This is a genomic window from Klebsiella sp. TF21-TM (assembly GCF_019753495.1).
Taxonomy (GTDB): Bacteria; Pseudomonadota; Gammaproteobacteria; order Enterobacterales; family Enterobacteriaceae; genus Klebsiella; species Klebsiella quasipneumoniae.
Genome location: NZ_JAIJYL010000062.1, coordinates 1 through 7523, shown reverse-complemented (window position 1 = coordinate 7523; position 7523 = coordinate 1). Strand labels below are relative to the sequence as shown.

Here is a 7523-nt window from a genome sequence, read left to right as displayed (position 1 = left end):
GGTTACCGCCAAACGAATCAGAAAACCGATACTGGAAAAACTCTAACGCGGTGGCCAGTTTTTGTTGACCACTTCAGAACGGGCCTTACGGGCCATGCCTGAAAACCTCGCGCATCTTCCCCGGTCGATGCTGTATCTGAAGCCTTTTAATCTGGTTGGTCTGGACGCCCTGAGGGCGCTGTTTACAGAGAGCACACCTGTTCTGCCGGATCCGGGAGCCACGCTCACGACGGTCGATTTACCGGAGCTTGCCTCCCTGGTGGAGGACCTCAGCCGGGCGGGAAAAGGGCTGGTCATGACAATGGGAAAAGGGGGCGTGGGAAAAACCACGGTGGCGGCTGCGGTCGCGGTCTCGCTGGCCAGACGCGGTCATAAAGTCCACCTGACCACCTCCGATCCGGCAGCCAACCTGTCTTACACCCTGGATGGCTCGCTGCCAGGCCTTCAGGTTAGCCGTATCGATCCAAAGGCAGAGACTGAGCGCTATCGTCGCTTTGTGCTGGAAAATCAGGGAAAAGGGCTGGATGCGGAGGGACTGGCGGTACTGGAGGAAGATCTCCGTTCCCCCTGCACCGAAGAGATTGCCGTGTTTCAGGCATTCTCCCGGATCATCAAAGAGGCCAACGACCATTTTGTCATTATGGACACTGCGCCCACCGGGCATACGCTGCTGTTGCTGGATGCAACCGGGGCCTATCACCGGGAAATGGTGCGCCAGATGGGGCATGCTCACGATCACGTGATAACGCCAATGATGCAGCTGCAGGATCCGGAGAAGACCAGAGTCATTATCGTGACGCTTGCCGAAACCACGCCGGTACTGGAAGCGGCCGGGCTGCAGCAGGACTTACGCCGGGCCGGGATTGACCCCTGGGCGTGGGTCATCAATAACAGCCTCGCGGCCGCGAAGCCGTCCTCCCCGTTCCTGGTCACCCGTGCCCGTCGCGAACTGCCGCTGATCGACGACGTTGCCGGGCATTATGCACAGCGCATTGCCCTGACGCCACTGCTGAAGGACGACCCGGTAGGCGTGGACCTGCTGGCTGAAATGGCGGGCTGACAGGTGGGGCGACGCCCCACCTCCACTTAAAACATTTCCTTATACAGGTCATAAGATGAAGCGCTTAATCTGCCGTCGCGAATTCCGGTAGTGTGTCAGTCAACGTCACAGGAGTCATACAATGCACATTATCAATGCTGAAGAGCAGCACATTCCCGCCATACGCCGTATTTACGCCCATCATGTCCTGCACGGCACAGGCAGCTTCGAGACGGCCCCCCCGAACACGCAGGAAATGCTTGCCCGGGTGAAAAACGTTCAGTCACGTGGATTTCCCTGGTATATCGCCCTGCAGGGGGGCGGAAAAGCCTTACTCGATCATGCCTTAACATGGGCCCGGTCTCAGGGATACCGCCAGATGATAGCGGTTGTGGGGGACTGTGCGAACGTCGCGTCTGTAGCGCTGCATCTTCGCTCCGGATTTACTGAAATCGGCACGCTGAAGGACATCGGTTTCAAGCATGGCCGCTGGCTGGACACGGTGTTGCTGCAGTGTCAGCTGGGAAAAGGGAGCTGTACGCTGCCGGACAGTCCGGTACCCGGACGCTGAGGCAGGAGAAAGGGGGCATCGCCCCCTTTCGGTTATTTCAGCCGTTTCCCTGCCTCATCTACTACTTTCTCGCCGTCTTCCTTAGCAAATGCGCCTTTTTGCGCATCCGGAAGAATATCCAGTACCACTTCGGAAGGGCGGCACAGACGCGTTCCCAACGGTGTCACCACAATCGGACGGTTAATCAGGATCGGATGCTGAAGCATAAAATCGATTAACTGATCGTCAGTAAACTTATCTTCCGCAAGCCCCAGCTCTTCATAAGGCTCGACGTTTTTGCGCAGCAAAGCCCGGACTGAAATGCCCATATCTGCAATGAGTTTGACCAGCTCATCGCGTGACGGTGGATTTTCAAGGTAATGAATAACGGTCGGTTCATTACCACTGTTGCGGATCATCTCCAGCGTATTACGCGACGTGCCGCAGGCCGGATTGTGATAAATGGTGATGTTGCTCATATCAGTATCTCATTACAAAGTGAAAGAGAGACGTAGCGCCAGCGCTGCCAGCGTTACAAACAGCACAGGCAGAGTCATAACGATCCCGGTGCGGAAATAGTATCCCCAGGTGATGGTCATATTCTTCTGTGTAAGGACATGCAGCCAGAGCAGCGTGGCCAGGCTACCAATAGGTGTAATTTTAGGTCCCAGATCGCAGCCAATCACGTTGGCGTAGATCATCGCTTCTTTGATAACGCCTGTTGCGGTGCTTCCATCGATAGAAAGAGCGCCAACCAGCACGGTAGGCATGTTGTTCATGATGGAAGACAGGAAGGCCGTCAGGAAGCCAGTACCCAGCGTCGCAGCCCAGAGTCCTTTATCCGCCAGTACATTCAGCACACCTGAAAGGTATTCGGTTAGCCCGGCGTTGCGCAGACCGTAGACCACCAGGTACATCCCCAATGAGAAGATGACGATCTGCCATGGCGCGCCGCGCAGCACTTTGCCAGTGTTAATGGCATGGCCTCGTTTAGCTACTGCAAACAGGATCACAGCGCCAACAGCCGCAATCGCGCTAACGGGAATACCGAGCGGCTCAAGGACAAAGAACCCAACCAGCAGAAGTATTAAAACTATCCAGCCGGTTCTGAAGGTTGCCAGATCTTTAATCGCTTTTGCCGGTGCTTTCAGAAGAGACAGGTCGTAAGTCGGTGGGATATCCTTGCGGAAGAACAGATGCAGCATAACCAGCGTGGCAACAATGGCTGCAATATCCACCGGCACCATTACCGACGCATACTCGGTGAAGTCCAGTCCAAAGAAGTCTGCAGAAACGATGTTAACCAGGTTGGACACGATAAGCGGCAGGCTGGATGTATCGGCAATAAACCCTGCAGCCATGACGAATGCCAGTGTCGTGCCTTTGCTGAACCCTAATGCCAGCAGCATGGCGATGACTATCGGCGTCAGAATAAGTGCCGCACCATCGTTGGCAAACAGTGCCGCCACCGCTGCACCAAGCAGAACGATATACGTAAAGAGCAAACGGCCACGACCGTTACCCCAGCGCGAAACATGCAATGCCGCCCATTCGAAAAAGCCGGACTCATCAAGCAGCAGGCTGATAATAATTACGGCAATAAAGGTCGCCGTCGCGTTCCAGACGATATTCCACACCACCGGAATATCGCCCACATGCACAACGCCAGATATCAGAGCCAGTCCCGCGCCCAGCATTGCACTCCAGCCGATCCCTAATCCCTTTGGTTGCCAGATAACCAAAACAATGGTCAGGACAAAAATAGCGCCTGCCAGTAACATAAAACCTCCTGACAGGGCGACTTTGTCGCCCTGTATATGTCAAAAAATTAGCTCATCAACTCTCTGAGCTTTTCAATACCGGCGGGCTCTGACGCCAGCACCGGAACAAGCGCTATACGGTCAGCATGCTGATCCTTAACAGCCTCAATCTGAGGCAATTCCTGATGAGCACGCTGACAAAGCAACGGAGAACGCGTATCCGCAATGGAAAGGCTGTTATTGATAATCCAGCCCCACGGATGAATCCCCGCTCTTTTAAGGTCAGCCTGCAGGTTTGCCGCTTCCAGGACCGGTGTGGTTTCAGGAAGCGTAACCAGCAGAACTTTGGTTCTATCCGGATCCTGAAGCTGCATCATGGGGGTAGTAAAATGACCTTTACTCCCCATTTTTTTGGCAATCTCTCGGTGGTAAGCCCCGGTCGCATCCAGCAACAGCAGCGTGTGTCCGGTAGGGGCGGTATCCATGACAACAAAGCGCTTACCCGCTTCACGAATTACACGGGAGAAGGCCTGAAACACGGCAATTTCTTCTGTACAGGGAGAGCGTAAATCCTCTTCCAGTAACCGTTTCCCTGCTTCGTCCAGATCTCTTCCCTTCGTCTCAAGAACATGCTGGCGATAGCGTTCGGTTTCATCGTGAGGGTTGATGCGGCTGACCTGCAGGTTTTTGAGGCTGCCGTTCAGCGTTGTACTCAGGTGCGCAGCAGGATCAGAGGTCGTGAGATGCACGTCAAATCCCATGTCTGCCAGCCTGACGGCGATGGCAGCAGCCATCGTGGTTTTCCCTACACCACCTTTGCCCATCAGCATAATCAGGCCGTGTTCACTGCGAGCGATATCATCGACCAGGCCAGAGAGAGATAAGTTTTCAGGCGTGTACAGGATATTCGTTACCGGGAGCGGTAATGCCTCAGAACGGGTATCCAGCAGTCCCTTCAATGCTGAAACACCAACCATATTGACTGGCTGGAGTAACAGGGTATCTGTCGGTAGCTCAGATAAACCGGCAGGAAGATTTGCCAGTGCCTCCTGCTCACGTTGCCATATCGCCGCGGCCAGGGCGTCATGTTCAGCTTCGGCTTCAGGCAGCACACCATTAATCACCAGATATTGATTTTTCAGGCCAATCTCAGCCAGTTCCTCATGAGTGCGGACGACTTCCTGCAGTGTAGAATTTTGCAGTCGTGCAACCAGAACCAGGCGGGTACGTTCAGGATCGGACAAAGCCTCTACCGCATGAGCATACTGCTCACGCTGCTTTTCCAGCCCGGCCATTGGGCCAAGACAGGAAGCACCATCTGGATTACTTTCAATGAAGCTACTCCAGGCACCGGGAAGCTGGAGCAGACGAATCGTGTGGCCCGTCGGCGCTGTATCAAAAATGATGTGATCAAAGCGGGTCAGCAGGGAAGCGTCTGTTAGTAAGCCCGTGAATTCATCGAACGCAGCAATCTCAGTCGTACAGGCTCCTGAAAGCTGCTCGCTGATACTGTTAACAACGTCATCAGGCAAAAGACCTTTGATAGGATCAACGATTCTGGCCCGATATTGCCGGGCGGCTTCCTGCGGGTCAATCTCCAGTGCGGAAAGTGCAGGAACTGCTGTCAAAGGGCGAATCGTGTTACCGATAGCCTGATCGAATACCTGACCAACATTGGAGGCCGGGTCGGTACTGACCAGCAAAACCCGCTTACCCTGTTCGGCAAGGCGGATAGCCGTCGCGCAGGAAATGGAAGTTTTTCCTACACCTCCCTTGCCAGTAAAAAACAGGTAAGGCGGGATATTCTGTAAGAATTTCATATGTCCTCCTGACATATTCAGCAACAGGAAGTATTACCACCACAGCAACTGGTGGGAGCTAACCCTACCTTCTCCAGCGGAATACCGAACCAGCGAGCCAGCTCAGCGCGTTTTGGGTATCGCCCAGCCATCACCGTTTCGCCGTCCAGCAACAGCAGCGGAAGCCCTTCTGCGCCGGATGCGTCGAGGAAGGATTTCGCTTTCTCATTGTGAACAAAGCTCATGGGCTGCTGCGCCAGGTTGTAACGTTCAACCTGTACACCACGTTCTTTCAGCCACTGCACATCAGCAGAAAAATCAACCAGAACCTGATCGACATCTGAACCACATACACCGGTACTGCAGCACATTGCCGGGTCAAACACCGTTAACGTCTTCATTCTGAATACCTCATACATTCGAAAAAACACATATGTTCAGGCAAATTTTTTTTAGATGCAAACAGCCTTACCGCTACCAGAGCAGTTTGCCGATGCCAGCTTACGGGCGATGGCCTGTACGTCGTCCTGTTGGCTTAACCAGGCCTGCTCAATCACCTGAGCAGCCCAGGAAGGAATATGCGGGGATAAGCGATAATGAACCCATTTCCCCTGCTTGCGATCCAGCAATAGACCGCTTTCCCGGAGCATTGCCAGATGACGGGAAATCTTGGGCTGGGACTCATCCAACGCCGTGCAGAAATCGCAGACGCACAGTTCTCCCATCTCCCTGAGCAGCAGGACAATACCCAGACGGGTTTCATCGGACAGGTTTTTGAAAAGCTTAAGGGCTGTAAGGGTCATTATTCCTCCTGTTCGGTTGCGTAAAGCATACGCCCGGAGACAAAAAAAACAACCATACATTCGGAAAATCGAATGTGTGAAAGTGTCAGATAACGCTGTCACGCTGGTATACGTCCGTTACTTTCCGGGGAAAATACATGTGTGTTACAGAGATCCGACTTTACCTTTTTTCGGATCTCAGAAGTGGAGAAGAGGAATTATTGCAGCATGGACACAAAAAACGGGTAATTGTTGCGATGAGTGGACTATTGCACCATGAGCAAATATAAATGACTTTATGCGTCCTGCGGTTAAATATATTGTTCATGCCGTCCGGCTGAACCCCGGGTCAGGGGATCAGCCGGGAAGGAGAACGTCACGGTTCTGTTTTCCGCGACAGGGTCTTTCTTTTTTTCTTCAGGTACATCACTTCGTCACATTTACCGATCATCTCCGCCAGTGTCGTATAATGGTCTGCGTTATTGATCAGTTCGCCAAAGGAATAATTGATGTTGTAGGGCTTGCCCGAGGTGTCATTGTAATGATCGAGACTGGCACTCAGCGCGTGCAGATAAGACTGAGTGTTACCGTTTCGCCGGATCAGGGCGGCAAACTCATCCCCGCCGAGGCGGCCTGCTATTTCACCCGGTTCAAGGTGCTGATGTAAAAAGCCGGCAAAGATCTTCAGCACCTCGTCACCTTCCGCGTGTCCCCAGAGATCGTTAACCGGTTTGAACCTGTCCAGATCGAAATAGATGAGGCTGAACGACGCATCCTGCCGGTTCATTGCTCGGAAGAGTTTTTCGCCGGCGCGGTAAAACCCGCGCCGGTTGGGAATGCCCGTCAGGCTGTCCGTCATGGCCATGCTGATGGCCTCGAATTCGTCCTCCACGATACAGGCCAGGTCCCGGAGGGACGCAATGTCCTCATCCGTGAAGGCGCGGGGAACGGTGTGGATCAGGCACAGCGTGCCGGCCACCGTGCCGTCCGGCAGGCTCACCGGCTGGCCGGCGTAGAACCGGATGCGTGGCTCACCGGTAACCAGGGGATTATCGTGAAATCGCGCATCGGCAGCCGCATCGTGAATGATAAAAGGCCCTTCCTGCAGAATGGCGTGCCCGCAGAACGAAATATCACGTGGAGTTTCGCGCACGCCGACGCCCTGGCAGGCGAGGAGCCACTGGCGCTCGCGATCCAGCAGGCTTATCAGGGCCACCGGGACCTGAAAGGCTTTGCGGGCCAGCCGCGTCAGGCGTTCAAAACGCTCATCGTCACGGGTATCAAGAAGGCCGGTAATATACAGGGACTTCAGCCTCTGTTCTTCATTCTCCGGTATACCGGGTGCCTGCATGTAATCTCCTGGTATGTACAAAGTATATATGCAGATGAAAAGGTGTTTGGATCTGACTGAGTGTAATTATAGTTCACGACTTATCTGCCAGCGGCTGAACTTCAGGTACAGGAAGGCTTTGTTGAATAAATCGAACTTTTGCTGAGTTGAAGGATCAGATCACGCATCCTCCCGACAACACAGACCATTCCGTGGCAAAGCAAAAGTTCAGAATCACCAACTGGTCCACCTACAACAAAGCT

The 7523-nt window shown here is 53.7% G+C and carries 8 protein-coding genes and 1 pseudogene; 3 read left to right on the top strand and 6 right to left on the bottom strand.

Annotation, left to right across the window (positions count from 1 at the left end):
- Window positions 1-76: 76 nt before the first annotated feature.
- Together K5R89_RS26390 and K5R89_RS26385 are read left to right on the top strand one after the other, a co-directional pair.
- Window positions 77-1060: pseudogene (locus tag K5R89_RS26390) on the top strand (ArsA-related P-loop ATPase); the annotation flags it as partial.
- A 121-nt stretch (window positions 1061-1181) separates the two neighbouring features.
- Window positions 1182-1610, top strand: coding sequence for a GNAT family N-acetyltransferase (locus K5R89_RS26385; RefSeq protein ID WP_004206671.1), 429 nt, complete (start codon window positions 1182-1184; stop codon window positions 1608-1610).
- A 32-nt stretch (window positions 1611-1642) separates the two neighbouring features.
- Here the strand turns inward: K5R89_RS26385 and arsC are convergent, their stop codons facing one another.
- The 6 genes from arsC to K5R89_RS26355 all read right to left on the bottom strand — a co-directional run bounded on the left by arsC (window position 1643) and on the right by K5R89_RS26355 (window position 7281).
- Entirely contained in the window at window positions 1643-2068 is a 426-nt protein-coding gene (gene arsC, locus K5R89_RS26380; protein WP_007779002.1) for a glutaredoxin-dependent arsenate reductase, read from the bottom strand.
- Between the two features lie 12 nt (window positions 2069-2080).
- Window positions 2081-3370: an arsenite efflux transporter membrane subunit ArsB gene (arsB, locus tag K5R89_RS26375; protein WP_004206668.1), complete on the bottom strand. Its 1290-nt coding sequence runs from the start codon at window positions 3368-3370 to the stop codon at window positions 2081-2083.
- A 47-nt stretch (window positions 3371-3417) separates the two neighbouring features.
- Window positions 3418-5169 (bottom strand): arsenite efflux transporter ATPase subunit ArsA, encoded by a 1752-nt coding sequence (gene arsA / locus K5R89_RS26370; protein ID WP_048281181.1) that lies wholly within the window; start codon window positions 5167-5169, stop codon window positions 3418-3420.
- A 17-nt stretch (window positions 5170-5186) separates the two neighbouring features.
- Window positions 5187-5549: an arsenite efflux transporter metallochaperone ArsD gene (arsD, locus tag K5R89_RS26365; protein ID WP_004206665.1), complete on the bottom strand. Its 363-nt coding sequence runs from the start codon at window positions 5547-5549 to the stop codon at window positions 5187-5189.
- Window positions 5550-5600: 51 nt separating this feature from the next.
- Window positions 5601-5951: an As(III)-sensing metalloregulatory transcriptional repressor ArsR gene (gene arsR, locus K5R89_RS26360; RefSeq protein ID WP_004206664.1), complete on the bottom strand. Its 351-nt coding sequence runs from the start codon at window positions 5949-5951 to the stop codon at window positions 5601-5603.
- Window positions 5952-6306: 355 nt separating this feature from the next.
- Window positions 6307-7281: a diguanylate cyclase gene (locus K5R89_RS26355; RefSeq protein ID WP_117362321.1), complete on the bottom strand. Its 975-nt coding sequence runs from the start codon at window positions 7279-7281 to the stop codon at window positions 6307-6309.
- Between the two features lie 146 nt (window positions 7282-7427).
- On the opposite strand from K5R89_RS26355, the gene K5R89_RS27660 reads away from it, so the two are divergent.
- Window positions 7428-7523: hypothetical protein (locus K5R89_RS27660; protein WP_223367353.1), on the top strand; the 96-nt coding region annotated here is incomplete at its 3' end.